This is a genomic window from Streptomyces sp. NPDC031225 (assembly GCF_055570355.1).
In genome coordinates this window covers 315,740-341,790 of the sequence record NZ_JBVIHJ010000007.1, presented here as the reverse complement: position 1 = coordinate 341,790, position 26,051 = coordinate 315,740, and the positions used below count along the sequence as shown (strand labels likewise).

The 26,051-nt window shown below is 70.2% G+C and carries 23 protein-coding genes; 13 read left to right on the top strand and 10 right to left on the bottom strand.

Going from position 1 to position 26,051, the window contains the following annotated elements; translation table 11 throughout:
* The first annotated feature begins 84 nt into the window (after positions 1 to 84).
* The 7 genes from ACZ48Z_RS15245 (at position 85) to ACZ48Z_RS15215 (ending at position 8,694) form a co-directional block, all read left to right on the top strand.
* The gene (locus tag ACZ48Z_RS15245; protein ID WP_468736292.1) at positions 85 to 963 is read left to right on the top strand and encodes a winged helix-turn-helix domain-containing protein; all 879 of its coding nucleotides are present in this window, start codon (positions 85 to 87) and stop codon (positions 961 to 963) included.
* A 29-nt stretch (positions 964 to 992) separates the two neighbouring features.
* Positions 993 to 1,697, top strand: coding sequence for an HAD family hydrolase (locus ACZ48Z_RS15240; RefSeq protein ID WP_468736291.1), 705 nt, complete (start codon positions 993 to 995; stop codon positions 1,695 to 1,697).
* 233 nt (positions 1,698 to 1,930) lie between these two features.
* On the top strand, positions 1,931 to 2,815 hold the full coding sequence (locus ACZ48Z_RS15235; protein WP_468736290.1) for a GntR family transcriptional regulator: 885 nt from the start codon (positions 1,931 to 1,933) through the stop codon (positions 2,813 to 2,815).
* Positions 2,816 to 2,962: 147 nt separating this feature from the next.
* A complete protein-coding gene (locus ACZ48Z_RS15230) occupies positions 2,963 to 3,832 on the top strand; it encodes a winged helix-turn-helix domain-containing protein (protein WP_468736289.1) in 870 nt (289 codons plus the stop codon).
* A gap of 281 nt (positions 3,833 to 4,113) precedes the next feature.
* The gene (locus ACZ48Z_RS15225; protein ID WP_468736288.1) at positions 4,114 to 5,967 is read left to right on the top strand and encodes an aminoglycoside phosphotransferase family protein; all 1,854 of its coding nucleotides are present in this window, start codon (positions 4,114 to 4,116) and stop codon (positions 5,965 to 5,967) included.
* Positions 5,968 to 6,002: 35 nt separating this feature from the next.
* Positions 6,003 to 6,611, top strand: coding sequence for a TetR family transcriptional regulator (locus ACZ48Z_RS15220; protein WP_468736287.1), 609 nt, complete (start codon positions 6,003 to 6,005; stop codon positions 6,609 to 6,611).
* A gap of 61 nt (positions 6,612 to 6,672) precedes the next feature.
* On the top strand, positions 6,673 to 8,694 hold the full coding sequence (locus ACZ48Z_RS15215; RefSeq protein ID WP_468736286.1) for a HelD family protein: 2,022 nt from the start codon (positions 6,673 to 6,675) through the stop codon (positions 8,692 to 8,694).
* A gap of 25 nt (positions 8,695 to 8,719) precedes the next feature.
* Here ACZ48Z_RS15215 and ACZ48Z_RS15210 read toward each other — a convergent pair whose 3' ends face one another.
* Positions 8,720 to 9,571: a nitroreductase/quinone reductase family protein gene (locus tag ACZ48Z_RS15210; protein ID WP_468736285.1), complete on the bottom strand. Its 852-nt coding sequence runs from the start codon at positions 9,569 to 9,571 to the stop codon at positions 8,720 to 8,722.
* 157 nt (positions 9,572 to 9,728) lie between these two features.
* Between ACZ48Z_RS15210 and ACZ48Z_RS15205 the strand changes: the two genes are divergently transcribed.
* Genes ACZ48Z_RS15205 through ACZ48Z_RS15195 form a run of 3 tightly spaced genes read left to right on the top strand, consistent with a single transcriptional unit; the run spans position 9,729 to position 11,617 of the window.
* Positions 9,729 to 10,352, top strand: coding sequence for an RraA family protein (locus ACZ48Z_RS15205; RefSeq protein WP_468736284.1), 624 nt, complete (start codon positions 9,729 to 9,731; stop codon positions 10,350 to 10,352).
* 1 nt (position 10,353) lies between these two features.
* Complete coding sequence (locus ACZ48Z_RS15200; protein WP_468736283.1) at positions 10,354 to 10,899, top strand: HAD domain-containing protein; 546 nt, start codon at positions 10,354 to 10,356, stop codon at positions 10,897 to 10,899.
* Entirely contained in the window at positions 10,892 to 11,617 is a 726-nt protein-coding gene (locus tag ACZ48Z_RS15195) for a class I SAM-dependent methyltransferase (protein ID WP_468736282.1), read from the top strand. The genes ACZ48Z_RS15200 and ACZ48Z_RS15195 overlap by 8 nt, the downstream gene beginning before the upstream one ends.
* A 183-nt stretch (positions 11,618 to 11,800) precedes the next feature.
* Here the strand turns inward: ACZ48Z_RS15195 and ACZ48Z_RS15190 are convergent, their stop codons facing one another.
* The 6 genes from ACZ48Z_RS15190 to ACZ48Z_RS15165 all read right to left on the bottom strand — a co-directional run bounded on the left by ACZ48Z_RS15190 (position 11,801) and on the right by ACZ48Z_RS15165 (position 19,772).
* Positions 11,801 to 12,328, bottom strand: a complete 528-nt coding sequence (locus ACZ48Z_RS15190; RefSeq protein ID WP_468736281.1) for a lamin tail domain-containing protein — start codon at positions 12,326 to 12,328, stop codon at positions 11,801 to 11,803.
* A 460-nt stretch (positions 12,329 to 12,788) separates the two neighbouring features.
* On the bottom strand, positions 12,789 to 13,652 hold the full coding sequence (locus ACZ48Z_RS15185; RefSeq protein WP_468736280.1) for an alpha/beta fold hydrolase: 864 nt from the start codon (positions 13,650 to 13,652) through the stop codon (positions 12,789 to 12,791).
* Positions 13,653 to 13,813: 161 nt separating this feature from the next.
* Complete coding sequence (locus ACZ48Z_RS15180; RefSeq protein ID WP_468736279.1) at positions 13,814 to 17,134, bottom strand: S8 family peptidase; 3,321 nt, start codon at positions 17,132 to 17,134, stop codon at positions 13,814 to 13,816.
* A gap of 157 nt (positions 17,135 to 17,291) precedes the next feature.
* Complete coding sequence (locus ACZ48Z_RS15175) at positions 17,292 to 18,371, bottom strand: ABC transporter (protein ID WP_468736278.1); 1,080 nt, start codon at positions 18,369 to 18,371, stop codon at positions 17,292 to 17,294.
* Positions 18,368 to 19,306 carry an ABC transporter ATP-binding protein gene (locus ACZ48Z_RS15170; RefSeq protein ID WP_468736345.1) on the bottom strand — a complete coding sequence of 313 codons (939 nt, stop codon included), beginning with the start codon at positions 19,304 to 19,306 and terminating at the stop codon, positions 18,368 to 18,370. Before ACZ48Z_RS15170 ends, ACZ48Z_RS15175 begins: the two co-directional genes overlap by 4 nt.
* Before the next feature lie 4 nt (positions 19,307 to 19,310).
* The gene (locus ACZ48Z_RS15165) at positions 19,311 to 19,772 is read right to left on the bottom strand and encodes a GntR family transcriptional regulator (protein ID WP_468736277.1); all 462 of its coding nucleotides are present in this window, start codon (positions 19,770 to 19,772) and stop codon (positions 19,311 to 19,313) included.
* A 418-nt stretch (positions 19,773 to 20,190) separates the two neighbouring features.
* Between ACZ48Z_RS15165 and ACZ48Z_RS15160 the strand changes: the two genes are divergently transcribed.
* The 3 genes from ACZ48Z_RS15160 (at position 20,191) to ACZ48Z_RS15150 (ending at position 21,988) form a co-directional block, all read left to right on the top strand.
* Positions 20,191 to 20,745 (top strand): helix-turn-helix domain-containing protein, encoded by a 555-nt coding sequence (locus ACZ48Z_RS15160; protein WP_468736276.1) that lies wholly within the window; start codon positions 20,191 to 20,193, stop codon positions 20,743 to 20,745.
* Between the two features lie 92 nt (positions 20,746 to 20,837).
* Entirely contained in the window at positions 20,838 to 21,497 is a 660-nt protein-coding gene (locus ACZ48Z_RS15155; RefSeq protein WP_468736275.1) for a hypothetical protein, read from the top strand.
* Positions 21,498 to 21,634: 137 nt separating this feature from the next.
* A complete protein-coding gene (locus tag ACZ48Z_RS15150; protein ID WP_328753295.1) occupies positions 21,635 to 21,988 on the top strand; it encodes a DUF2516 family protein in 354 nt (117 codons plus the stop codon).
* 51 nt (positions 21,989 to 22,039) lie between these two features.
* Here ACZ48Z_RS15150 and ACZ48Z_RS15145 read toward each other — a convergent pair whose 3' ends face one another.
* The 3 genes from ACZ48Z_RS15145 to ACZ48Z_RS15135 all read right to left on the bottom strand — a co-directional run bounded on the left by ACZ48Z_RS15145 (position 22,040) and on the right by ACZ48Z_RS15135 (position 26,042).
* Complete coding sequence (locus tag ACZ48Z_RS15145; protein ID WP_468736274.1) at positions 22,040 to 23,338, bottom strand: PP2C family protein-serine/threonine phosphatase; 1,299 nt, start codon at positions 23,336 to 23,338, stop codon at positions 22,040 to 22,042.
* Between the two features lie 512 nt (positions 23,339 to 23,850).
* On the bottom strand, positions 23,851 to 24,933 hold the full coding sequence (locus ACZ48Z_RS15140) for a C40 family peptidase (RefSeq protein WP_468736273.1): 1,083 nt from the start codon (positions 24,931 to 24,933) through the stop codon (positions 23,851 to 23,853).
* Positions 24,934 to 25,211: 278 nt separating this feature from the next.
* The gene (locus ACZ48Z_RS15135) at positions 25,212 to 26,042 is read right to left on the bottom strand and encodes a class I SAM-dependent methyltransferase (RefSeq protein ID WP_468736272.1); all 831 of its coding nucleotides are present in this window, start codon (positions 26,040 to 26,042) and stop codon (positions 25,212 to 25,214) included.
* Positions 26,043 to 26,051: the final 9 nt, after the last annotated feature.

The window sequence follows — 26,051 nt, the reverse complement described above, 5'->3', positions numbered from 1 at the left end:
ACTCTTACTATGTTGTCCCCACTTGGTCATGGTTGATAAACAACTTCCGTACAACTCCCCATAGATGGATTGGAGTTGTAACGTTTGGTCGTGACTCAGGAGAACGTGGCAGTGAACGGCAGCAGAAGGCTCTCGCCCCAGGAAATCGCCGACACCCTGCGGGATCGCATCCGTGCGGGTGACCTCAAGGCGGGCGACCGCCTGCCCACCCAGGCCGAACTGGCGGACGAGTTCGGCGTGGAACGGGGCGCGGTCCGTCAGGCACTGCGCGCGCTGCAGGAGGACGGGTTGCTCAGCAACGTGAGCAAGGGGAGCCCGCCGCGGATCGCGGAGCGGGTGCCGGTGACCGGCGAGCCCCAGCCCACGATGGTCGCCCTGGCCCCCCGCCTGTCGGAAGCCTTCACCGCCCCGAACGTCCGTATCGACGCCGCCTGCCTGACCGCCGAGACCCTGATGGTGGCCCTGGGCGAACCGCTGCGCCTCATCCACGAGGGCACCATCCACCCCGAGTCGATCGACGTCCGCATCCTGCTGCCGTCCCGGGAGATCACCCTCGCCTTCCCCGTCCCGGTCGAGGTCCCCGAGGACGACAACCCCGTCCACGAGCGCTGGCTGACCCAGCGCAACGCCCAGGGCCACGTCCTGCGCCACAACCTCCAGGCCCTGCGCTCGTCCCACGGCATCGACGTCAAGGTCAGATTCCGGGCACTGCCGTTCACGCCGCCGGTGAAGCTGTATCTGCTCAACGACTCGGAAGCGTTGATCGCGTACTACATGGTGACCCGCCGTGAGGAGATGTCCGACGACGGAATCCTCGACATGTACGACGTCCTCGGCTCGGCCTCCCTGCTCTTCTCCTTCGAGAAGGGGGTCGGCGACCGCGACGCCGCGTTCGTCGTGCAGTCGCAGAAGTGGTTCAACGCCCTCTGGGAAACCATCACGACGGACCTGACACTCTCCTAGTGACTCCTGAGACGACGCACACTGAACCAGTGACAGCAGAGACAGCACGACTCGCATCACTGGTCACCTCCGCCCGGCACGTGCTCTGGGACATGGACGGGCCGATGTGCCGGCTGTTCGCGGGGTATCCGGCGCATCAGATAGCCGGGCAACTGGTCGGAAAGATCGATGCGTTGGGCCTGGGTTCCTTGCTGAGCCGGCAGGAACGATCCAGCGTCGACCCTCAGGACATCCTGAGGAGCGTGCACGCACAGCGCAGGGGAAGCGACCTGATCCTTGAGCTGGAGGAATGGCTGACCGGGCGAGAACTGGATGCCGTCCGCAAAGCGATGCCGACCGCGTATGTGGATCGACTGATCAGGACATGGTGGTCGCTCGGAGCCAGGTTCGCGGTCACGACCAACAACTCCGCCCGCGCGGCAGAGGCGTACATCGAGATCCGCGGGCTGAAGGACTGCTTCCCGTACGTCTACGGCCGCACGCAGGACCTCGACCTGATGAAGCCCAACCCGTACTGCCTGCAAGAGGCCATCAAGGCCATGGGGGCCGATCCCTCGGCCACGCTGATGATCGGCGACACCGCGACCGACTTCCAAGCCGCACGGCAGGCCGGGGTCTCGTTCCTCGGCTACGCGCGTAACGCGCACAAGGAGCGGATCCTGAGGGACGCGGGCGCCGAGGTCGTCGTGGGCTCGATGGAGCAGGTACTGAACGTCCTGCGGACCTTCCCCTGAGCCGTCGGTTGAGCCGTGCGCACGTAACCGGTCCACCTTGCTGTCCACTCCCCTCCACTTAGATGGGGCTGATCAGTCAGCGGTCCAATTGGACTGGTTGCCTCAGAATTGGTTGTTCCCTGTCGGTCTGATCGACTAACCGGCCTTCAAATGTTGGCCTGTTGGGCGGTCGGTTTGACTGCTTGTGGACTGAAGGTGGTTTGCATGGACGGTGCGGGAGGTACCGTCGCGGTGTGAGCGAAGAACGCGGCAAGGTAGCCACCATCCTGGCAACGCTGCGGTCCCGTATCTCCGACGGTGAGTACCGGCCGGGCTCTAACCTGCCCCCGCAGCGTGCTCTGGCCGACGAGTTCGACGTCTCGCGCGACACGATCCAGCGTGTTCTGCACGAGCTGAGGACCGAAGGCTGGATCGAATCCCGTCGGGGCAGCGGCTCGAAGGTCCGAGAGGCGCTTCCCATCTATGGGGCGACGCAACTGAAGGTGCCTCCTGGCCGCATAGCACTCGGACCTTTTGTCGCCCGAGCCTTCGCTCAACCAGTTGTGGAACTGGACGTCTACACGTTCACTTCGGAAAGTTTCGACACCCACATGCGCATGCAGGCTGAGTTGATCAGCACCAGGCAGATCCCCGCCCCTGAACGCATCGCGCTCCGGATACTGCTGCCTTCGGACGAGATCACGCTGCCGTATCCGCGGGCCAGGGTGCCGAAGGACTCCACGGCCGACGTGAAGGAACTGGACCGGATGCTCCAGGTTCGCACTCGGGAGATCATCCGGCGCCACGCCTCCTCGCTCCGCAATGCCCTGCGCAACCTCAAGACGGACGGGCTCGTGGCCGACGTGGATGTGGCGGTCCGTGAGGTCCCGCTCGTTCCGACCCACAAGCTGTATCTGCGGCGCGGTGTCGAGGGACTTCTCGGTCCTTACAAGATCGTGGAGCGCACGATCCTGTTGGACGACGACACCGAGATCGATGCCTGGGACGTCCTGGGGCTGGGCTCGACCCTGGTCCGTCTCGTCAACGACGAGGGTGACCCCAATGCCACCGGCTCGGTGTTCATGCAGAGCTGGCAGGACTGGTTCGACTCCTGCTGGCACCGCTATGACCCGTCCTGACGCCATGACGCCCCCCTTCAGTCCAGTGGACTGGTTACCGCAAAGTGGTTGTCCCCGGCCGAACTGATCCCTAATCAACTCGGCCTGCAGGCACCCTGGTTGCCTGGAACTGGTTTGGTGCGTGGCGGACGGCGGTAGGGTCGGCGTGTGAGTACCGGGAGTGTGGCTGACGAAGGCGGCCGGAAGTTCCAGGAACTGAAGAGCGCCCTGCTCGCGGACATCACAGAAGGCGAGTACGACGAAGGCGCCCTTCTGCCGTCGCAGCGCGATCTCGCCGCGAAGCATCGTGTGTCTCGCGACACCGTCCAGCGGGTGTTCCTGGTCCTGGCCCGTGAAGGCTGGATCGAGCCGCGCCAGGGCAGAGGCGCGGTGGTGCTGCGTACGCAGACGATGAGGTCGAGCGCACGCAGGGACACCGGCGCGCGGCGGGTGACGCTCGGGCCGCTGATCGCGTCCGCGTTCACGGCGCGCGATGTCGCGCTGGACGTGTTCACCCTCACTTCGGAAGTGCTCTACACCCACGTGCGCGCCCAGGAGGAGCTCATCCGGGCGCGAGAGATCAGGCCGGCCAGCATCACCATTCGCATGCTGGTGCCGTCGAACGACCAGCCGCTGCCCTTCCCCTACGCACCGGCCGACCGGGCCGACGACAGGCCGCGGCGGCACCTTCGGGGCATCAGGAAGTACCACACGGACAACCTCGTCCGCCGCCTTCAGGAGCTGGACAGGGACATCGACGGGTTGTCAGCCACGGTGGAGATCCGCCGGGTTCCTCTCGCTCCCTACTCGAAGCTCTACCTCTTCAATGGGGCCGAGGTGGTGACAGGGCCGTACATGCCGACCGAGCGGCCCATAACCCTCGATGACGGAACCACCTTGGACGTCGTCGACGTCATGGGCTTCGACTCCACGTTGACCCACTGCGCCAAGGACGACGACCCCGAGTCCCAGGACTCACTGATCGTGAGCAGCTGGCAGAGCTGGTTCGACTCGACGTGGCGGCTGCTGGCGACGTAACGAAGTGGGTGCGGGGACGTTAAATCTCCGGCACGTCCCGGACATGTCCGGCAGGCATCGTCCCAAAGGCCGAATGAAGGCCATACCGAGGGGCGTGTCCCGCTATCGTGTGCATCAATTTTCTTGGATGCGCATCACTTTGGATGTTTAGAACTAGCCTTTCAGGAGCACGGGTGCCGATCGGGGCTTGGCCTGACCGCGGGGGCGAAGTCCGGAGTGCCGTTCTTTCGGCGTTTCGCCGGAACGGATATCTCTCCGAGATCTCCGTGGGAGTGCCGGTGGTGCCCCCCGGTCCAGCCGCCGACGTCCTGGCCAAGGTCTGTCCCGCCGACAAGCCCGTCGACTCACTGGTCGTCGGTGTGCTGACCCGGTTTCTCGCCCAGTTGACCCTCGTGCGCAAGGAGGCGCTGCCCGCGCTGCCGGCCGAGTGGCCGCGCAACGAGAGGGACAGCCGGGACTATCTGGACACGCTCGTCCGGCGTGCCAAGCGGCGGATGCTCGATCCCAACTGGACTGCTATTGGCGGGCTGTTCGCCGTGCTGGGCGTGCCCGGTGACGCTCTGGACCGGTTCGCCGCACGGGTTCCCGCGATGGCCCGCCGTCCCTACGGTCTCCTGCTCACAAACCTCAGCCGGGACAACACCATCGTCCTGGAGGGCCCCAAGCTCTCGGTGGCCCGTCTCGACTGGACCTCGGCGTCGTACGGGGACCCGCTGCACGGGCTGGCCGGTCACGTGGTGCGGATGCGTTACCCCGAGGACCAGGTGGACGAGGTCGTCCAGGAGTGGGCGCGCGAGATGCGGCACACGAGGCCCCTGGCGGTCAACGGTCTCGGCCGGGACCTCGGGTGCTACGTCGATTTCGAGCGCGTCCACGCCGGTTACGACGATGTGATCCGGGTGGCGAAGTCTCTCGGCGACTCGGTCGAGGAGCGTCGGCTGGCGGCCGCGGCCGGCGACATCGGTACGGCTCTGGAGCGCGCGGCCGACGTACTGGGAATGTCGGAGGTCCCGCCCGAGAAGGAGATCGCGGACGCCCTGTACCGGTGGCAGGCGGCGCGTATCGCCCGGGAGGCCGGGGAGGTACCGGACACTCTGTTCCAGTGGCGGCGCGATATCCGGGTACGCGAGCGCGACGACTTCCCGCCGGACCTGGTGCGCCGCGCGTTGGCGATGGAGGGCGTCGCCCCGGCCGGCCGGGTCTTCCGCGGCACGGCTCATCTCAACTCCGTTGTCCATCTGGAGTGTTGTGCGGATCCCGTGGTGGTCCGTCGTGAGACCGCGGCGGCCCCTCGGCGGGAGAAGGGGTTCCTCCCGGAGCACGCCGTCCTGCAGGTCATCGAGCGGTCCGGCGCACAGGTACGGGCACCGCGGATCCTGGCGCTGGGCCACGACGACCGCGGGCGCCACTTCGCGATCCACACCTACGAGGGTCCCGGCGGCCAGGCCCCGCAGCACCCTGTGCACGGGCTGCGGCCCGCCGAGGCGGACGAACTGGTCGACGAACTCGCCGCGCTCGCGGAGGTGGATCACTCGTCCTTGCCCTCCGACGAGTCGAAGGCGGACTTCTTCCGTTGGCTGACCGCACGGCTCGTTGCTTTCGTCGAGGAACTTCCCGCGGAGACCCTGTTCGCCGCCGACCAACGGGGCCTGCCGGACGGCGGCGTGCTCCGGCGGATCCTCGGCCGTTACCAGGTGACCGAGCGCACCCCCGTTCTGCTGCACGGCGACCTCAATCCCTGGAATCTGGTGCGGGCCGGGCGCCGGGGCGGACTGACCATCATCGACTGGGAGATGGGGATGATCGGCGATCCCCTGTACGACCTCGTCCGCCATCTGCATCTGACGCCGACGCCGACCGAGATGCGGACGCGCATGTTCGAGCGCTGGAGCAGGAAGCTTCCTCCTTCGTGTGTCGTGGGCTGGGAGCAGGACTGGCGCGTCTACCGCTGGATCGAGCAGATCCGTTCGGCCTACGTCGATCTGGACCGGATGACGACAGGGGTCGCTCTGGACACACCGAACGTGCGGCGGGCCGTAGACGCGTACGAGATGACCCTGACCACCGCCAGGGGTTCTCTGGGACTGTGCAGGCGCAGGGTGCCGAAGATGCCCGCGCCGCTCAAGGAGTCCTGACGTCGGTCCGCGCGGCGGTGCGTACGCTCGACCCCATGACCGAGCCCGGCCTGCGTGAGCGCAAGAAGCAGCGGATGTACGAGTCGGTGTCGGGGATCGCCGTCGGCCTGTTCCTGGAGAAGGGCTTCGACGCCGTCTCCGTCGCCGAGGTCGCCGCCGCCGCGGAGATCTCCAAGCCGACCCTGTTCCGGTACTTCCCGGCGAAGGAGGACCTCGTCCTGTACCGGATCGCCGATCATGAGGACGAGGCCGCGCGGGTGGTGACCCAGTCGGACGAGGCGCCCCTCGTCGCCCTGCGGCGGCACTTCCTCGACGGGCTGGAGCGGGAGGATCCCGTCACCGGGCTCAATGATCACCCGAACGTTCTCGCCTTCCACTCGCTGCTCTACGGCACCCCCGCCCTGGTCGCCCGCGCCCACGGGCACCTGGAGCGGCAGGAGGCCGCGCTCGCGGAGGCGCTCGGCGGGGACCTGGACGCGCGGCTGGCGGCCGGGCAGATCATCGCCGTGCGGCGGGTGCTCGCCATGGAGAACTGGCGGCGGATCGCGGCGGGGGAGCGGGTCGGGGACGTGCGGGGGGACGCGGTGGCCGCGGCGGAGCGGGCGTTCGGGTTGCTGGCGGTGGGGCTCCCGCACCTCGCCTGAGGCCTGGTGAAGCTCGGTAATAAATTTAACTCGGTTACGTTATTCCGGTATGTTTGCTGGAATGACGTCCCTCGATCACGAGCTCCGCCTGGAACGCCTCCACCACGACCGCTGCCGTGCCGCACTCACCGCCATGGTCGAAGGCGCCCAGGAGCACACGGTCACCGGCGAGGACGTCTCCGCCTCCGGGGCCGACGCCGAGGTGCTCGGGTACCAGCTGCGCAGCAAGGCGAAGGAGATGCGGGAACTGCCCGAAGGGCCCTTGTTCTTCGGTAAGTTGGAGTTCGACCACGGTGACCACGCCGGGCAGGCGTATCACCTCGGGCGGCTGCGGATCACCGAGCATCCCGCCGCCCCGCCCCTCGTCGTGGACTGGCGCGCCCCGGTCTCCCGCGCCTTCTATCAGGCCGGCGCCCGCGATCCGCAGGGCGTCGCCGTGCGGCGCAGGTTCGGGTGGGCGCCGGGCAGTACGGGGGAGTCCGCCGACCTCACCGGGCTTGAGGACGAGCATCTCGTGAACGGGGAGACTCCGCAGGTCAGCGGCATCGTCACCCAGGAGATCGAACGGCCCAGGGTCGGACCCATGCGGGACATCGCGGCGACCATCCAGCCCGAGCAGGACACCCTCGTACGAGAGGACCTCGCCGTCTCCGTGTGCGTCCAGGGGGCTCCCGGGACCGGCAAGACCGCCGTCGGGCTGCACCGGGCCGCCTATCTCCTGTACACCCACCCGCAGCGGATCCGGCGCGGTGGGCTCCTCGTCCTCGGGCCCAACCGGACCTTCCTCTCCTACATCTCCCAGGTCCTGCCCGCGCTCGGCGAGACCGGCGTACGGCAGTCCACGCTCCAGGACGAGATCGGCCGACACCCGGTCACCGCCACCGACGCCCACCCGGCCGCCGTCCTCAAGCACGATCCCCGGATGGCCGAGGTGTTGCGCAGGGCGCTCTTCGCGCGCGTGTCGACCACACCGGTCAACTCCCTGGCGATCAAGGACGATTCGTACAGCTGGCGGGTCGGGGCCGGGGAACTCGCGCGGATCGTGGCGGACGTACGGGGCGAGGAACCGCCGTACGGGACCGGGCGGGAGCGGGTGCGCAGTCGTGTGGTGCGCGGTGTGCAGTTGCAGGCCGAGCGGCGGGCCGGGCCGCAGAGTGGTGCGTGGGTGCAGCGGGTCTCGCGGTCCCGGGCGGTCGGGGCGTTTCTCGACGGCGTGTGGCCGAAGGTGCGGCCCGAGGAGCTTCTGGCCGAACTCCTCACCGACCAGGGTGCCTTGGCGACCGCCGCCGACGGGATCCTCGACCGCGATGAGCAACAGGCCCTGCTGTGGGCCAAGCCGCCGCGGTCGTGGAAGTCGGCGCGCTGGTCGGCCGCCGACCTCGTGCTGCTCGACGAGATCTCCGGGCTGATCGCACATCCCGAGGGGTACGGCCATCTCGTCGTCGACGAGGCGCAGGATCTGTCGCCGATGGAGTGCCGTGCGATCGCCCGCCGGGCCCGTTTCGGCTCGCTCACCGTGCTCGGCGACCTGGCGCAGGGGACCACGCCGTGGGCGGCCCGTTCCTGGCATCCCGTCCTGCGCCATCTCGGCAAGCCGGACGCGGCCGTCGTGCCGCTGACCATCGGGTTCCGGGTGCCGCAGGCCGTCGTGGGGCTCGCCAACCGGCTCCTGCAGAGGCTGGACGTGGAGGTGCCGGCGGGGCGGTCCCTGCGCGGGGACGGCGAGTTGAGGGTGCGGGAGACGGACCCGGGGGCGCTGGCGGACGCGGTGGTGGCCGCCGTACGGGACTCGCTCGCGTACGAGGGGTCCGTCGGGGTCGTCGCGGCCGACGCGGACGTGGAAGGGGTGCGGCGGGCCCTCGACGCGGCCGGGATCGCCTTCGCCGGGCCGGACGAGCTCGGTGCGCGGGTGAGCGTCGTACCGGCCGGTGTCGTCAAGGGACTTGAGTACGACCATGTGGTGGCCGTCGAACCGGCCGCGATCGCGGAGGCGGAGGAACGCGGGCTGCACCGGCTGTACGTCGTGCTGACCCGGGCGGTGTCACGGCTGGAGGTGGTGCACGGGCGGCCGTTGCCGTTCTAGCGCGACGGCCGCCCGTGGCTCCGTGTCAGACGCCGGTGAGGAGCGGGATCAACTGCTCTTCCTCATACGCCAGATGGGCTTCCAGCTCGGTCGTGAGGCGGTCGACCTCCGTGCGTACGGATGCGGGGTCCGGGTCGGCGAGCGCCGCGCGCAGCTTCTCCACCAGGGCCGCGATCCGCTCGTGCTCGGCGCGCAGGCGGTCGAGGACCGGGGCCGTTCCGGGGTGGCGGTCGGCGAGGAACGGGAACATGGCCAGGTCCTCGCCGGTGTGGTGGTTGTGCAGGCCCTGGCAGAACGTCAGGCAGTTCACGCGGAGTTGGGCGCCCAGGGTCGATCCGCCCTTCTCGTACGCCGCCATCTCCTTGCGGATCAGCGCGAGTTCGCGACGGAAGGCGTCGTGGACGAGCTTGATCGCCTCGCCCGGCGATGAGGCGTTGATGTTCGGTGGACCGGGGCGGGCGATCTCGTGCAGGGCGACCACGGGGATGATCCGGTCCGTCTTCTCCTGGTACGACGCCCAGCCGCGGTCCGCCTCCACTGCCCGTGCGAACGCCTGGGCCCGTTCCTCGCCGGCGAGCGGGACGGCGTTCGCCTCATAGGTGAACACCCCGCTCTCGACGGTGACTTGGGGGTGCGCGATGAGGTTGCGGTACCAGTCGGGGTGGCGGGGCGAGCCGCCCGCCGAGGCGATCACGAGGATGCGGTCGCCGCCGTCGGGGAGGTAGCCGACGGGAGTGGTGTGCGGGGTACCGGTGCGGGCGCCGGTGGTGGTGAGCAGGATCAGGCGGCCGCCCTCGAAGGGGCCGCCGACCAGGCCGTGGTTCGCGCGGAACTCCTCGATGATCTGGCGGTTGAAGTCGTGGATGGGGTGGGGCACTCTCTCTTCTCTCTCTGGTCTCCGGTGATGTCCTGGACGACTCAGAGAAAGGGGCGGGCTCCTGGCCCGCCCCGGCCTCACTCGGAGGCCGGGCACCCAACTCGCTCACGGCACAAGGCCGACCCGGCAGTCATGCGGACACGGTAACGTCCGGGGCGTGACCGAGACCACCGAGTTCGCGGACATCCCCACGACCACTCTGGCCGATCTGCTGGGCCGAGAGCGCGTCATGGACATCGGGATCCGGCCGCTGTGGGGGCCGGTGCCGCGCGTCGCGGGGCCGGCGTTCACCGTACGGTGCCCACCCGGCGACAACCTGATGCTGCACGCGGCGATCCACCGGGCGGAGCCCGGCACGGTGATCGTGGTGGAGTCGGGGGACCTCGACTACGCGCTGGCGGGCGGCAACGTCTGTGCGGTGGCCCAGCGCCGGGGCATCGTCGCGTTCGTCGCCGACGGGCTGATCCGCGACCTCGCCGAGGTGCGCGAAGCCGGCTTCCCCGTGTTCGCCCGGGGTGTCATCCCGATTCCCGCCGCCAAGAAGGCCGTTGGGCCGCTGGGTGCGCCGGTGCGGTGCGGTGGGGTGCTCGTGGAGGCGGGTGACGTGGTGGTCGCCGACGAGGAGGGGGTCGTGGCCGTCCCCGCCGCGCGGCGGGCCGACGTCCTTGCCGCCGCCCACGCCAAGCTGGCCCGGGAGGCCGCCGAGACGCTCGACGACTGGGAGGCGGCACACCGGGCCCGTATCGACGAGATCCTCGCCGAGGGCGGGTTCCAGGGCTGAGATGCTGCTCTTCCTGGATGTCGACGGGGTGCTGCTGCCGTTCGGGGCGGGGCCGTACCCGGTGTACGACGGGGTCGTTTCGCTGCCCGAGGCCGCCGCCGGGCACCCGTTGCTGACGCGCGTGGACCCCGCGCTCGGCGCGCGCCTGACGTCGCTCGGCTGTGAACCGGTGTGGGCCACGACCTGGACGGACGACGCCAACACCTGCCTGGCGCCCTGGCTCGGGCTGCCCCCGCTCCCCGTGGTGGACTGGCCCGAACCGGACGAGCCGGAGCCGCCCGGCCTGCACTGGAAGACCCGGCCCCTCGTCTCCTGGGCGGCCGGCCGGCCCTTCGTCCGGGTCGACGACGAGATCACCGGGGCGGACCGGACCTGGGTGGCGGCCCACCACCCCGCACATGCTCTCCTGCACCGAGTGAATCCCCAACGGGGCCTCACCGACGGGGACTTCACCGTGCTGGAGGAGTGGCTCCAGCACGAGGAGCCGCCGGGCGATATGGAGTGGCCGGCCCGGGCCCGCTCCCCCTACCGTCGCCCGCATGGCTGACGAGGGCTTCACCCATCCGCGGCTTGCCGCGATCTACGATCCGCTCGACCCCGATCGCAGCGACCTGGACCCCTATCTCCGGATGGCGGAGGAGTTCGGGGCGAGCCGGGTGCTGGACATCGGGTGCGGGACAGGGGTGTTCGCGCTGCTGCTGGCCGCACGGGGGATCGAGGTCGTGGGTGCCGACCCGGCCCTGGCCTCGCTCGACGTGGCCCGTGGGAAGCCGGGTGCCGAAGGCGTGCGGTGGATCCACGGTGACGCGACCGGACTTCCGCCGCTGCGCGTCGACCTGGTGACCATGACGGCCAATGTCGCCCAGCAGATCGTGGGAGCGGACGCCTGGCGGGAGACGCTGCGGGGCGCCCGCGCGGCGCTGCGGCCCGGTGGGCGGCTGGTGTTCGAGACGCGGAACCCGGCCCGGCGGGCCTGGGAGGAGTGGACCCGGGAGGCGTCGTACGCCGTGACGGAGGTGTCCGGGGCCGGGGTGGTGGAGAGCTGGGTCGAAGTCACCGCGGTGGAAGGCCAGTTGGTGTCGTTTCGGTGGACCTATGTGTTCGCGGCGGACGGACAGGTGCTGACCTCGGACTCGACGTTGCGCTTCCGGGAGCGGGAGGAGGTCGAGGCGGAACTGACCGCGCGCGGGTTCGTCGTCGAGGACGTGCGCGAGGCTCCGGACCGGCCGGGCCGGGAGTTCGTCTTCGTGGCGCGGCGCCCGTAACGGCGTGGGCGGCGGGGGCGGTTGGTCCTCACGCCCGACGGCAGCTCGGTGCCCGATCCCCGGTGATCCGGGTGCTCACCGACGACGGCGCGACGGCGCATGGCCCCGGCCGGGCGAACCGGTCGGGGCCATGCGCGGTTGTTCAGCAGGCATCACCCGGCGGGGTGGATGCGCGCGGCTGGGTCAGCGACGGAAGTCGCCGCGGTCGTGACCGCCGTGGCCGTGGCCGCCGGGACCTCCGTGACCGCCGTGGTGGCGGCCCCAGGACTCGTCGTCGACGAATCGGCCGTGGTCGTTGCGCAGGGTGGCGGTGTCGGAGCGGTCGTCCCACACGTAGTCGCGGCGGTCCTGGAACAGGTCGGTGGCGGTGTCGCGGCCCTCACCGGTGTGGACACGGACCGTGGCGCGGCCGTCGAGGCGGTAGTGGTGGAAGGTGTAGGTCTGGCCGTCCTTGTTCCGCAGGGTCCAGCCGTCGAGGTTGACCTCCCGGCGCGAGGTGTTGGTGAGCTCCACCCACTCCTTGTTCAGCGAACGCCGCGAGCGGTCGTGGCGCCCGGGAGATTCGTACTGCACCGCGCTGATCTCCACCCTCGCCCGCTCGGGCCGGGCGTGGTCGGCCGCCGACGCCGGCAGCGCCACGGCCCCGACGATGGCGGCGGCGGCGAGAGCCGCGGCGGAGATACGACGGGCGGTCACAGTGGAAGAAGACACAAAGCCCCCTGGCTGTACGAGCACCCACCTGTTCCGGGCCCTGATCGGGCCGGGTGGAACGGGCTGGTGCGGTGTGCGGGTGGCGGCCGGTTGGCCGCGCACTCACACCATGTCCGTCCCGTGCAGGTTGTGAAAGCAATACGGGCGCTCCGTTACCGTTCGCCCACGTCGCTGTAATTCTCGTGTGTAACGTCCATTCATGCGGCGAATGCACCAGGTTGACGCTCCTGCGGCCTGACGACCCTTATGGGCGCTGATCCGGAGTCCCCGACCGCCAGGCCGCGCCACCCAGGTGCGGGCGAGATCGTCACCCGAAAGTGAGTAACAGGAGGGTGGCGATCTCGCGTGCGCGGCGACGCGGCTGGAGCGGGACACGGGCTCTGAGCAGGCCTCGGCGAGCGGCCTGTGGGTGGTCCGTAGGCGGGCGGGGCGGTCCTGACCGCAGGCAGTCGGCTCGCCGCTACCGCTGTCGGTGCGCTGCGAGACTCGCGAGCAGTTCCGCGGCGGGCTTCGGGTGGACGAGCCAGCGCAGGTGGCTTCCCCCGAGTGTCCGGACGTCGAAGGGAGTGTCGGGTGTGAGCGCGTCCGCTTCGCGGATCATGCGGTCCTGCATGGCGAGCGGAAGGGCGGCGTCGGCGGCCAGGCGCACATAGGTCCTGGGGATGCGGCCCCAGGTCGAGGCCTGGGCCCGGTCGGCGGCCGTACCGGCGTCGAGGTTCTCGTCGGGCTGGAAGGTGTTCAGGAGGGTGCGGAACTCGTCGTCGGTGAGGTCGGCGGCGAAGGCTCGCTTGAATGCGGCGAGGGCGGCCGGGTCGGCGGTGCGGAAGTTGATCCGGAGCAGACCGAGTTCGGCCGGGTTCCCGACGAGCGTGGCGGCGAAGCCTCCGGCGTCGACGTCGGCCATCTCCGGCTGGGCGTAGTAGCCGCTCACGTCCAGATCGACGGGGCACCAGGCGGAGACGTAAACGATCCGGTCGATCAGATCGGGCCGTGCGTTGGCTACGGCGGTGACCGTGATGCCGCCCCTGCTGTGGCCGACGAGGACGGTGGGACCGTTCTGCTTGGCCCGTTCGAGGACTTCGATCACGCGGGAGGCGTTGTCGGCGAGTGTGACTCCCTTGATGCGCCCCGGTTCCGCGGCGAGGGCGTCGAGGTCCTGGGGAGCCTGGTAGGCCACGGGGAAGGTCGCCTCGAATCCGTGCCCCGGAAGGTCGACCGCGACCGAGCGGTGCCCGTGTAAAGCGAGTTCGGCCTGGAGCGGCGCGAACGAGAACGAGTTCGCGAAGGCCCCGTGAACAAGGACGAAGGTCGGCAGATTCTGCATGCCTCAGCCTCCAACAGAACGATCTTCGCAACAAGGCCGCAGAGCTGCTCCCCTCCGGCCCCTCTCACTTTCCGAACGGTCAGGGGTCCCGTTCACGGCAAGAGCGCCCGAGCCGGCCGAAGTCGACCCGGGCGTCCAACCAACGCACCTGTACAGAGGCTCTACTTGACGGTCCGATAGGCCCGGTGGATCGTCTGCTTCAGGGTGTTGCCGTCCGCGTCCGTGAGGGTCGCGCGCAGGGAGACCGTGCCCGCCTTCGCCGGGTGACGCAGGTCGAGGCGCTTGCCGTCGACCGCCTTCGCCGGGTGCCAGGTCCGGCCGTCGTCGTACGAGACGGAGAAGGCCAACTTGCGGGCGGTGCGCGCGGTGGCCGCCCCCTCGACCGTGAACGGGACGGAGAAACGCGTACCCGCCTTGGCCGTGCTTTCCGTTGACAGCCGGGGCGTGAAGCGGACCACCGACAGCGGCAGCCGCTGCCCGACACCGGTGACGTGCGCGGAGGTGAAGGTCCACTCGGCGGTGACCCGGGTGCTGACCGAGGACAGCGTGGTGGGACGGGAGACGTCCGTGGTGAGACGGAACGCGCGCTTGGCGGCGGGGAGTTCGTACGAGACGCCGTTCAAGGGCTCGTCAATGGCGAAGACTCGTGTGCCGCCGTCCGCGTACAGGGCGCTCCTGGCCTTGCTGTACCGGGAGTCGCCGATGTGGCCGGCGCCGTCGGAGAACAGGGGGAGGTAGGCGAGGAAGGTGTCGCCGACGCGGACCGCGCCGGGGCGGTCCTCGCCGTCGGTCAGCGGGCCGGTGAGGTGCGGGCCGAAGACGCCGGTGTTGAAGCGCTCGGTGTACTGCTTGCCCGCGCTGTACGAGCGGGGCTTCGCGATCCACTGGCCGGCGTCCCACACCGGTTCGCCGTCCGCGTCCTTGCCTCCGTCCTGCGAGACGGAGTACCGCCACCGCACGCCCGGCAGGACGTACTCGGTGAAGACGCCCGGCAGCGAGCCCGTGTCGGGGTAGAGGTCGAACGACGAGCCGCCCGGAGTCATCGGCGCGGCGACGAGCGTCGCCGTCTTGCCCCTGGCGGGCGCACCGGCGGCGAGCGTGACCTTGGCGAACTGCCCGCGCTTCGGGTTCGCGGTGAAGCCCGACAGGTCGCCGGTACGGTTCCAGACCGGCCGGTAGCGCGTACTGCCGTGCGTCCAGGTGCCGTTGTACTGCGCGAACGCCTCGCCCGCCGGAAGCCGGCCGCCGAACTGACCGACGCGCAACTTGGCGAAGCTGCCCATCAGGTACGTCGAGATGCTCCGGTGCCCGCCGATGTCGAACCCGTAGTTGAGGGTGGCGTCGGTCTGCTTCGCGTGGCTGTCCGGCACGGTGATCCGGACCGGCTCGGCCTTGCGGGCGTCCAGGACGAGGGTGGTGTCACGGGTGAGCGAGAACTTCGGGTTGAGGAGGAGGGCCAGCTCCCCGGAGCGGTCTTCGGGGTTCGCGCCCGTGTCGATCCGGCCTTCGAGGCTGTAACGGCCCCTGGGCAGCCGTACGGTGAACTCGCCGTCCGTGTCGTCGGAGAAGTCCCGCCAGATCTCATTGTCCAGGCCCTGCACCCCGGTCTCGGAACGGATGGCGGGCTTGCCCTTCAGGTCGAGGTGCTTGACCGTCAGGTCGTACGACTCGACCTCGCGGTGTACGCCGATGCCGGTCCGTACGGTCGTACCCGCGCCGTCGGTCGCGGTGACCGCGCCGCCGAAGGAACCGTCGGCCGTGCCGGCGCCGCTGTCGGCGGTGACCTGGGCGGTCGCGGTGGCGCCCGCCGGGACGGTGAGTTGCTTCGGCGAGACCTCGAACATGCCCTCGGCGGCGGGCTTTCCGTCCTCGCCGTACGCCTCGGTGCTCAGGTCGAGGGTGAGGGGGCGGTCGCCGTCGTTGCGGTAGGTGACCGTCTTCGTGGTCGGCTGGTCGTCGGTGTGCGGCCACTGCTGGGCGGGGAAGCCGACGGTCGTCGGCGTGGTGGTGAGCTGCTGGTCGAGGGCGCGGACGATGTCCGTACGACCCGTGCCCTGCGCGAACGCCGAGACACCGGCGGTGGGTTTGGCGGATGCGGTGAGCGCGGCCTTGATGCGCTCACCGGTCCAGTCGGGGTGGCGCTGGGCGAGGATCGCGGCGGCGCCCGCGACATGCGGGGTCGCCATCGACGTACCGCTCATCGAGACGTAGCCGTCGGCGGCCGGGTCGCCCTCCGTGCCCTCGGCGGCCTTCGCGGCGACGATGTCGACGCCGGGGGCGGTGAGGTCGGGCTTGAGGGAACCGTCCGCCGTCGGGCCGCGGCTGGAGAAGTCGGCCATGGCGTCGGTGCGGTCCACCGCGCCCACGGTGAGCGCGGCGGCGGCGCTGCCCGGTGATCCGACGGTGGCGGCGTCGGGGCCCTCGTTGCCGGCGGCGATCACGAAGAGGGCGCCGGAGGAGGCGGACAGCTGGTTCACCGCCTGTTCGAGGGGGTCGTCGCCGGGGCTGTCGGGGCTGCCGAGGCTGAGGTTGATCACCTTGGCGCCCTGCGCGACGGCCCACTGCGCACCGGCGATGATGCCGGAGTCCTCGCCGAAGCCGGTGTCGTCGAGCACCTTGGCGCTGATCAGCCGGGCGCCCGGTGCGACCCCCTTGTACTTGCCCCCGGAGTGCGCGCCGGACCCCGCGACGGTGGACGCCACATGCGTGCCGTGGCCCACCCGGTCGACGGTGTCCGCGGACTCGGAGAAGTTCTTCGCCGCGTCGAGACGGCCCTTCAGGTCCGGGTGCGTGTCGTCGACCCCGGTGTCCAGCACGGCGACTTTGACGCCCTTGCCGTCGTACCCGGCCGCCCATGCCTCGGGCGCGCCGATCTGGGCGGTGCTCCGGTCGAGGGCCGCCTCGACCTTGCCGTCGAGCCAGATCTTCTCGACCCGGTCGGCGGCGGCCGATCTCGCCCGCGCCGTCCCGCCGCTGCCGGTGAGCGTCTCCCACAGGTCGGCGCCCTCCGACTTACGGGCCTTCAGCGCGTCCCCGTTGACGCTGGGCAGGTCCCGGCTCACCCGGGCGCCGGCGGCGGACAGCGCGCTCGGCGCGAGGGTGCGGCCCTTGGCGTACGTCACGATCAGCGGGAGGTCGGGGCGGGCCGCGTCGTCGTAACCCCACTTGACCAGCTGCGTCACGTCGAACAGCCGCCGGTCGGCGGTGCCGTTCGCGAGGAGCAGCTCGGCGTCGCGCGGGACGACGTAGGTGCGGTCGTCGGTCCGGGCTATGCGGAAGGTGGTGCCTTCCCGGCCCTTGGCGGGCCGTACGCCGGTGACCTGTCCGGCGCCGTCCAGGGTGACGCGGTCACCGGTGACGAGGGTGAGGGTCCTGGCCTTGCCGAGGGCGCCGGCCGTACCTGCCGTACCGTCGGCGGACTGTGCGGCCCCGGATTCCGGGGCACCGAGCAGGGCCGCGGTAAGGGCGGCGGCGGTGAGCACGGCGAGAGCGGAAGCCTCACTCGCTCGCCTCTTACGGTGATTCAAGGCATGCCTTTCTCTCCGGACTTCCGGGCACGGCGAAGCAGCCCGTCCGACGGGACAAGGAATCAAAGGGTGGGAAGAGGCGCCCCTCCGAAAGGGGCGCGGGGGACGGGACTCAGACGAGCCGCTTACGGCCCCAGAAGAAGAGGAACGTCACGACACCGGCGGTCAGGGCGAGCAGAATCGACGCCCCGAACCACTGCATGCTGTTCATCTGCGATATCGGGAGGTACTCCACCGCCCAGCCCACGACATCGGCCTTGTCGAGGCACGCCTGCCGTGCCGCGTCGGTCTGCGACCCCGAACAGGTGCCGAACCCCACCAGATCGCCGCTGCCGGTGACGAACGAGTAGTCGATCTCGTAGGCGCCGCGGGGGAGCGACGGGGACCCGTTCTCGCCCATGACACCCTTGTTCGTCGTGATCGTGACAGCGTTGCCGAGCGACACCATGGAGTAGGACCAGACGACCTGGACGGCCACGGTGAACCCGAAGGTGACGACCATGGTCATCAGCGTGCGCCGCAGCACCACACCGATCGCCACCCCGCCGAAGACGGAGAAGAGGGTGAGGGCGACAGGCACCGGGCCCGTCGTGTTGAACGCGGCGCCCGAGGTCCAGTCCATGACCGTGACCTCGGACTTGACGGGGTTCCACCACCAGCCGAACACCGCCGACAACACGCCCGTGCTCACCACGACCACCAGTCCGGCCAGCGTCAGCTTGGTGGCGAGCCAGCGGGTCCGACTCATGGACTGGGCGGCGACCAGCTTGGCGGTGCCGTTCTCCAAGTCGCCCGCGATGAGCGGGGCGCCGAGGAAGACACCCAGCAGGATGGGTATCGCCTGGAGACCCATGGAGACGAAGGAGAACGCGTCGTTGTACTGCTGGAACCTGCTGCCCGCCTCGTCGAGGCTCTTGCCGGGATAGCCGTAGCCGTCGAGGAAGTCGACCAACTGGCCGCGCTGGTAGACGATCCAGGCCACGGAGAGCGCGGTGGCGGCGAGGATCGTCCAGAACGCGGCCCGGTGCTGGCGCCAGACCAGCCAGGTCATACCGCTGAGTCGGGGGCGCCGGTTGGCCTCCGTGGTGGTCGCGTTCAAGGTCCCGTCGGTGGTCGCGTTCATGGTCCCGTTCTTGCCGTCGCTCGTGGAGCCGGTCGAGGTGCTGGTCGAGCTGCGGGTGAAGCTGCTCATGCCGCCACCGCCCCGGTGCCGAACCCCTGGCCATGGACCTGTGCGGTGGGGGTGATCAGCGGTGGTGCGTCGGGGGAGCGGAGATAGGCGAGCAGGAGTTCCTCCATGTTCGGGGCGTTCGTGTCCCAGGGGCCGGTGACCGGGCCCTCGGGGCGGATGAGCGCGGTGAACTGCCGGCCGCTGGTCCGGGACTCGACGAGGGTGTGGTGCCCGCGGGCGAGGGCGGGAGGCATGCCGTCACCCTCCTTCACGCCCGTGACCAGGGTGTGCACGGACATCAGCTCGTCCACGTCACCGGCGAGGCGCACTCCGCCGCCGGAGATGACGACGAGGTAGTCGCACACGTTCTCCAGTTCGGCCAGGACGTGGGTGGACATCAGCACGGTGGTTCCGCGCTCGGCGGCCTCGGCGAGGAGGGTGCCCATGATCTCGTGGCGCACGACCGGGTCGAGGTCCGACATCGGCTCGTCGAGCATCAGCAGGTCGGGGCGCTTTCCGAAGGCGAGGGCGATGGCGACGCGGGTGCGCTGGCCTCCGGAGAGGGTGCTGATCTTCGCGTCGAAGGGCACGTTGCCCGCGCGGATGATGTCCTCGGCGGCACGCTGGTCCCAGCCGGGGTTCAGCTCCCGGCCCAGACGCAGGGTCTCCGCCACGGTGAAGCGGCGGAACAGGGGCTTCTCCTGGGCGAGGAACGCTGTGCGCCGACCGGACTCCACCGAGCCCGGAGCCTCACCGAACAGGCTGATCGAGCCGTTCGTCGGCTGCAGGACATGGGCCGCGATGCTCAGCAGCGTGGTCTTGCCCGCCCCGTTGGGTCCCACCAGGCCGCAGATCCGTCCCGCCGGGAGCCGGAAGGAGCAGTCCCGCAACGCCCAGCCCCGCCGGTAGCGCATCCCCAGCCCGTACGCCTCGATCGCCGGTTCCCCCGCGTACATACCTTCACTCACCTGTGCTCCTGGTTGTCGTGGCCCCCGTGGACCCCGTTGTCGTGGACCCCATTGCCGCCACGTTCCCGGCGGCGTACTGCTTCTCCATCGCCGACGCGACCAGCGCGGCCACGTCCTCCTGCTCCAGCCCGGCCCCGGCCGCCTTCGACATCCACGCCACCAGCTCCCCGTAGAGCGGCGAGTCGGTGCCCGTCTCGGGGCGGCCCAGCGTGCGGCGTACGAAGGTGCCCTGGCCCGGTCGCGGTTCGACCAGGCCTTCGCGCTCCAGCTCGCGGTACGCCTTGAGGGTGGTGTTCGGGTTGACCGTGCTGGTCGCGGCGACCTCCTTGGCGGTGGGCAGCCGGTCACCCGGCACGAGTACGCCCAGCCGGAGGGCCTGCTTGGTCTGCTGCACGATCTGCTGGAAGGCAGGGACCCCGCTCCGCCTGTCGATGCGGTACTCCACGGTCACCATCACCTCCATCATCATTCCACTACTTGATTAGTGGAATGATGATGGAGGTGTGCGAGGGCGGTTGTCAATGCCGACCGGGGGCGCCGATGGTCGCCCGGAGCGCGCCGGAGAGACCGATGAGCGCCGCCAGGAGAGTGCGCCTGGCGCCGTGATCATCTCGGTGGGAAACCAGTGTCTTGCGGTGATGCGAAGGGAGCGTTCCTGAGGCAGACGTCGATGGAACTCCGCCTCCGGTGCGACGCCGACGAGCCGCAACGACCGTAGGGACAGCCGGAGCGGCGTACCCGGAGGAGGCCGAGACGGCCCGGACGTCACAGAGACAGGGCACCCCGGGAGTCACGCTCGGGCACACGTGGCGTGGCACACTTTTGCAAGCGGGTGCTTGCAATAGTTAGCGCGGGTGGGGCAAGGTAGAGGCATGGCATCGCTCAACGTCGGCAATCTCGGTGAGTACCTGCGTGACCAGCGGCGCACCGCGCAGCTGTCGCTCAGGCAGCTCGCCGATGCCGCCGGGGTGTCCAATCCGTATCTGAGCCAGATCGAGCGCGGGCTGCGCAAGCCGAGCGCGGAGGTGCTGCAGCAGGTCGCGAAGGCCCTGCGGATCTCCGCCGAGACGCTGTATGTGCGGGCCGGCATCCTCGACGCCGAGCGGGACCGGGACGACGTGGAGACACGTGCGGTCATCCTCGCCGATCCCACGCTCAACGAGCGGCAGAAGCAGGTGCTGCTCCAGATCTACGAGTCCTTCCGCAAGGAGAACGGCTTCGAGATCGCCCCGGCGGGTGCGGCCCCCGCGCAGAACGACGCCCAGAGCGACGCGGGCGCTCACGAGGACCTTCAGGACAGCGGCGTTCAGGACAGTGGCCCACCGGACGGCGACGCCGCCGCACCGGAGACCCGCCGCCCCCGCAAGACCCGTAAGCCCCGCAGGACCGACGGCAGCGACGCCGACCCGCAGCAGACGGCCAGTTGACCCAGGGCACCACGACCTGGTCCGACAGTGCGCCGACACGCATCGCGGGACCCCGAACCCTCAGCAGAACGCGACCCGGGAGGACCATCACCATGGCCATCACCGACGACATCCGCAAGGCCGTCACCGACCCGACCCCCCTCTACTTCCTCGCCGGCGCCGGTGACCTTGCCTTCCAGGAGGCCAAGAAGGTGCCCGGCCTGGTCGAGCAGCTGCGCGCCGAGGCGCCGGCCCGTATCGACGCGGTGCGCGGCACCGACCCGAAGGCCGTCCAGGAGAAGGCCCAGGCCCGTGCCAAGGAGGCCGGCGCCAAGGTCAAGGAGACGCAGGAGACCCTCCAGACCAAGGTCGGCGAGTTCATCAGCAGCCTGGACGGGGACATCAAGAAGCTCGGCACCACCCTCGACGCCGACCTGAAGAAGCTCGGTGAGTCCGCCCAGGACCTCGCCCTGCGCAGCGTCGGTGTCGCCGCCGAGTACGCCGTCAAGGCGCGCGAGACCTACGAGAAGGTCGCCGAGCGCGGCGAGCAGACCGTGAAGACGTGGCGCGGCGAGGCCGCCGAGGAGATCGAGGAACTGGCCATCGCCGTCGAGCCGAAGGCCGAGCCGGGCGAGATCAAGGTGGCCACCCCGGCGTCGGTCGCGCAGCCCACCGAGGCCGCCGCCCCCGCCGAGGCGAAGAAGGCCGCGACCGCCAAGAAGGCCACGCCGCGCAAGACCACGGCGAAGAAGACGACCCCGCCCGTCAAGTAAGGCATCGCGGGAGCTGTACGGGCCGGGCACTTACCGAGTGCCCGGCCCGTTCTCGGGGTAGCGAGCTTGCGGGAACGGGAACCGGTACGGTGACCGCGTAATCGTGTGTTGACGAGCCGAGTCGGGCGGTGGACGTTGTGCTGATGCAGGGGTTCGCAGGGTTTCTGGGGCTTCTCTACCTCGCCATGCTGGTTCTCGCCGTGGCGGCGCTGGTCATGGCCGCGCTGTTCCGCGGCGACGCCTACCGGGCCGCCGACAAGCAGAACAAGGGTTTCTGGCTGATCATCCTCGGCATCGCGGTCGTGGTGAACTTCCTCGTGCCGGTGCTCTTCCTGCAGATCGCAGGCCTCATCGCCACGATCGTCTTCTTCGTGGACGTCCGTCCGGCCCTCAGGCAGGTGTCGGGAGGCGGCAAGGGCTGGGGCCGACGCGGTGGTGGCGGCGGAAGCAGCAGCGACGGCCCGTACGGCCCCTACAACGGCGGCCGCTGACCGCACCGACCCGGCTGAATCCGGCGCGGTGGCCCGACGGGCAGACCCCGATCAACCCTCCCGGTCGAGCAGCAGCACCGCCACGTCGTCCGCCAACTCGCCGCCGTTGAGCGACCGCACCTCGTTCACCGCAGCCCGCAGCAGTTCCTCACCGCGCAGCCCCTCGGACAGCTGGCGACGGATCATTGACACCATTCCGTCCTGTCCGAGCCGCTCCCGCCCCTGACCGATATGCCCCTCGATGAGCCCGTCGGTGTAGAGCATCAGACTCCACTCGGCCCCCAGCTCCACCTGCATCCGGGGCCACCGGGCTCCCGGCAGCAGGCCCAGCGCGGGGCCGTTGTTGTCGTACGGCAGCAGTCGCGCGGGCCGGCCAGGCCGGGCCACCAGCGGCGAGGGATGGCCGGCGAGACACAGGCCCGCCCGTCGCCCGTCCGGCGCTATGTCGACCGTGCACAGGGTCGCGAAGATCTCGTCGTCGGAGCGCTCGTGCTCCAGCACCTGCTGGAGCGTGCCGAGCAGCTCGTCCCCGCACAGTCCCGCCAGCGTCAGCGCGCGCCAGGCGATCCGCAGCTCCACGCCGAGCGCCGCCTCGTCGGGCCCGTGCCCGCAGACGTCGCCGATCATCGCGTGGACGGTCCCGTCGGGAGTCCGTACGACGTCGTAGAAGTCACCGCCGAGCAGGGCCCGTGACCGCCCCGGCCGGTAACGCGCGGCGAACCGCAGCGAGGATCCCTCCAGCAGCGGTGTGGGCAGCAGCCCGCGCTCCAGACGGCGGTTCTCCTGGGCCCGCAGTCGCCCCTCGGCGAGCCTGCGCTCCGCCGTGTCGGAACGTTTCCGCTCCACCGCGTACCGGATGGCCCGGCTCAGCAGTCGCCCGTCCAGCTCGTCCCGGAAGAGGTAGTCCTGGGCGCCCACGCGTACCGCCTCCGCACCGCGCTCGGAGTCGCCGGACGCGGTGAGCGCGAGGACGGCGTGCCGGGGTGCGAGCTCCAGGATGTGGCGCAGTACGGCGAGCTCGTCGTCGGCCGCGCGGCCGGGTGCGGGCAGCGCGAGGTCGAGCAGGATGCAGTGCACGTCGTCCGTGAGCAGCCGCTCCGCCTCGGTGAGGTTACGGGCGGTGCGGACGCGCATGGGCCTGCCGGTCGGGTCCAGGAGCTCGGGGACGACCGTGGAGCCGCGGGGATCGTCCTCGATCACCAGCAGCGTCAGTTGGGTGGCGGTGTTGGTGTCGACCGTGGCTTCCTTGTGCGGGGCGGCTTCCTTGGAGGGGCCGCCCTGGGGTGCGGCCTGCGCCTGACCACTCTCCACGGCCGGGATCGCTCGCTGCCGCGGTATGGGTACGGGCATGGTCTCGGATTCCTTCCCTCCCCCCGAGGGCACGGTGAAGCGAGGGGTCTCGATCCACCGACGGGGACCATAGCGGGTGCCGGGCCGGGAAAGGAATGGCGTGAGGCACACCGTTCGGCCGGTGGCCACTGTCATATGCCGCTTTCTGTACCGCAGTTGGACAGGTGGCAGGTGTCGGCGGGATGACGAACGTCACGTTCACGGAAGGTTTGCGGAGCCGTCAGGCGTGCCCCGCGTCACATGGCGCAGCTCTCACGGGGCTGGTCGGCACCTCGCACGCGTCCAGCAGCCGCATCCCGCGGGTTCGGCGGTCACACCTCATGCGTCCGGCAGTCGCACCTCGCGGGTTCGGCGGTCACACCTCATGCGTCCGGCAGCCGCATCCCGCGGGTTCGGAAGTCGCATCTCACACGTCCGGCAGCCGCATCTAACGCGTCACCCGGCGCACTTCATGCGTCGCCCGGCGCACCTCACGCCTCGCTCGGCGCACCTCACCCCTCGCCCGGCACGCCTCACGCGTCGGGTCGGACCACCCCGAGTATCGGCATCGTCCCCGCCCCGGTGATCGTCACCGTCCGCCCCGGCCGCGGGGCGTGCACGATCGCGCCGTCGCCGAGGTACATCGCCACATGGCTGGCGTCGTCGAAGTAGATGATCAGGTCGCCGGGCCGCATGTCCTTGATGTCGACATGCCTGAGCTGCTTCCACTGCTCCTGCGAGGTGCGCGGAATGGGCTTCCCGGCGCTCGCCCAGGCCTGCGAGGTCAGTCCGGAGCAGTCGTACGAGTCCGGGCCCTCCGCACCCCATTCGTACGGTTTGCCCATCTGTGTCGTCGCGTACGCGACGGCGATCTTCCCGGCCTCGCTCGCCCTGCCGTCGATCTCGTCGAGGATGCCGGAGTCCAGCCAGGCGGACTGCGCCTTGTGGGAGGCCTGTTCCTCCAGCTCGGCGAGACGCTCCTTCTCCGCCGTCTCCAGCTGGGACTCGAGCTTCTCGGCCGCCGCGATCTGCTGCTCGACCTGCTTCTTGGCGGCCGCCTTCGCCTTGCGGCCCGCCTCCAGCTTCGTCCACTGGGCCGAGGCGTCGTCGGCGTACTGCTTCAAGTCCTGCTGGGTCCGGGTCAGTTCCGCGATAAGTCCCTTGGTGGCGCGCTGGCCCTGCAGGACGCGTCCGGTGCTGTCCAGGAACTGCTGCGGATCGTCGCTCAGCATCAGCTTGGCCTCGTCCGGCAGGCCGTTCGTGCGGTACTGGGCGGCGGCCGCGGCACCCGCGCGGGCCTTGAGCTTCTTCAGCTTCTCCTGGCCCTTGACGATCTTCTTGGCCAGCGCGACGATCTGCGCCGACTGCTGCTCGGCCTTCTCCTCGGCGGCGTTGTAGGCGTCGGTGGCGACGGCCGCGTCGTGGTAGAGCGCGTCGAGCTGCCGGCGTACGGCTTCGATGTCCTTGTTGGTCACGGCAGTCGTCGGCGAGGCGGTGGGGGACGGCGTGGACGTCGGATCCGGGGCGGCGAAGGCGGTGCCCGGTGCCGAGAGCACGGCGACCGCGCCGATCACGGTCATGGCCGTAGCGATCAGACCGCGCTTGCCCGTCCTCATACGCCTGCCCCCAAAGCTGATTTACCGTCAGTAACTTACGGCGCTCGGGGGATCGTGCCACGTCAGGGCCGAAAGTGACAGAGGTACGCCTTCCCGGCGTATCCCTCCGCATCGCGGCGCTTGTCGGTGCCTCCCCCTCTCGCCGTCCCCCGAAAACGATCTCCCCGACTCTGTGACGAACGACTCACACCGATCGTTCCCGCAGGCCGGACCGCAGCCGCCGGACCACCTGACTGCCCACCTGTCGCAGCGGGTTCACCGGCGAGGCGTACCGGAGTTCACGACAGCCGCACCCCGCGCGGCGCCAACGCCGCCCACGCCACCGTGACTTCCCCCTGCCGCCACCGCGAAGGCCCGTCCACCACCGGCCAGTCGGCCGTCAGGGTCCGTACCGTCCGGATCCACCGCTGCCGGGCGCCGTACGACGCGTAGGGCGCGGCCGCGGCCCACGCGCGGTCGAAGTCGCGCAGGAAGGCGTGCACCGGCTCGCCCGGCACGTTGCGGTGGATCAGTGCCTTCGGCAGTCGCTCGGCGAGGTCCGAAGGCCGCTCCAGCGACCCCAGCCGGGTCGCGAAGGTGACCGTCCGCGGCCCCTCCGGGCCGAGCGCGACCCACACGTGCCGGCGCCCGATCTCGTCGCAGGTCCCCTCGACGAGCAGCCCGCCGCGGGATCCCCGTGCCGGGTCGGCCGGTGCCAGCCGGGCGCACAGCCCTTCCCATACGGCGGCCACCTCGCCCTCGTCGTACTGGCGCAGCACGTTGGCCGCCCGGACCAGCAGGGGCCGTCGGGAGAGCGGGATCTCGAACCCGCCGTGCCGGAAGGCGAGCCCGTCCCGTTCGTACGGCTTCGCCGCCGCCACGCGGGCCGGTTCGATCTCGACGCCGACCACACGCGTGTGGGGAGCCACGGTCCGGAGCCGGTGCAGCAGTTCGACGGCGGTCCAGGGCGCGGCGCCGTACCCGAGGTCGACGGCGACGGGATCGGCGGCGCGGCGCAGTTCGGCGCCGTGTGTCGCCGCGATCCAGCGGTCCATGCGGCGCAGCCGGTTGGGGTTGGTCGTCCCGCGCGTGACCGTGCCCACGGGGCGGGAGGCGGCACGGGACGTCATGCCTACGAG

Coding starts and splice junctions, on each gene's coding strand:
- ACZ48Z_RS15220 (WP_468736287.1), top strand. CDS start 6,003: ATGACCGAGCCCGGCCTGCGTGAGCGCAAGAAGCAGCGGATGTACGAG.
- ACZ48Z_RS15215 (WP_468736286.1), top strand. CDS start 6,673: ATGACGTCCCTCGATCACGAGCTCCGCCTGGAACGCCTCCACCACGAC.
- ACZ48Z_RS15200 (WP_468736283.1), top strand. CDS start 10,354: ATGCTGCTCTTCCTGGATGTCGACGGGGTGCTGCTGCCGTTCGGGGCG.
- ACZ48Z_RS15195 (WP_468736282.1), top strand. CDS start 10,892: ATGGCTGACGAGGGCTTCACCCATCCGCGGCTTGCCGCGATCTACGAT.
- ACZ48Z_RS15185 (WP_468736280.1), bottom strand. CDS start 13,652: ATGCAGAATCTGCCGACCTTCGTCCTTGTTCACGGGGCCTTCGCGAAC.
- ACZ48Z_RS15175 (WP_468736278.1), bottom strand. CDS start 18,371: ATGAGCAGCTTCACCCGCAGCTCGACCAGCACCTCGACCGGCTCCACG.
- ACZ48Z_RS15170 (WP_468736345.1), bottom strand. CDS start 19,306: ATGTACGCGGGGGAACCGGCGATCGAGGCGTACGGGCTGGGGATGCGC.
- ACZ48Z_RS15165 (WP_468736277.1), bottom strand. CDS start 19,772: ATGGTGACCGTGGAGTACCGCATCGACAGGCGGAGCGGGGTCCCTGCC.
- ACZ48Z_RS15160 (WP_468736276.1), top strand. CDS start 20,191: ATGGCATCGCTCAACGTCGGCAATCTCGGTGAGTACCTGCGTGACCAG.
- ACZ48Z_RS15155 (WP_468736275.1), top strand. CDS start 20,838: ATGGCCATCACCGACGACATCCGCAAGGCCGTCACCGACCCGACCCCC.
- ACZ48Z_RS15145 (WP_468736274.1), bottom strand. CDS start 23,338: ATGCCCGTACCCATACCGCGGCAGCGAGCGATCCCGGCCGTGGAGAGT.
- ACZ48Z_RS15140 (WP_468736273.1), bottom strand. CDS start 24,933: ATGAGGACGGGCAAGCGCGGTCTGATCGCTACGGCCATGACCGTGATC.
- ACZ48Z_RS15135 (WP_468736272.1), bottom strand. CDS start 26,042: ATGACGTCCCGTGCCGCCTCCCGCCCCGTGGGCACGGTCACGCGCGGG.